Consider the following 513-nt stretch of genomic DNA (forward strand, 5'->3'; position numbering starts at 1 on the left):
ATACCTTCACCTTGCGCATAAGCGTGTCACAATTCAAACATGTTAAACCACATGTTGTGGATACCCGCTAGCGTGATGAACTGGTACTTGTAGCCCATGTCTGAAAGCTCTTGCTGGAACTTCGCAATGGTTTCTGCATCGAGATTTTTCTCCCAGTTGAACGATGGCGAACAGTTGTATGCCAGCAGCTGATCTGGGTACTCAGCGTGAATCGCTTCTGCGAACTTACGCGCCTCTTCTAGACACGGCGTCGCAGTTTCACACCAAATCAAGTCTGCATATGGTGCGTAAGCCAAACCACGAGAAATCGCTTGGTCGATACCTGCACGTACACGGTAGAAGCCTTCTTGAGTACGCTCACCTTCAATAAAGTCTTTATCATATGGGTCGCAATCTGAAGTTAGCAGGTCTGCCGCGTTCGCATCAGTACGTGCAATAACTAGCGTTGTTGTGCCAGAAACGTCTGCAGCAAGACGCGCAGCTACCAGTTTTTGTACCGCTTCTTGAGTCGGA

1 pseudogene is annotated in these 513 nt (G+C 48.7%); it reads right to left on the reverse strand.

Annotated elements, in window-relative coordinates:
* Positions 1–29: 29 nt before the first annotated feature.
* A pseudogene (locus R7040_RS30060) lies at positions 30–513 on the reverse strand (isocitrate lyase); the annotation flags it as partial.

This window comes from Vibrio sp. 1069 (assembly GCF_033340555.1).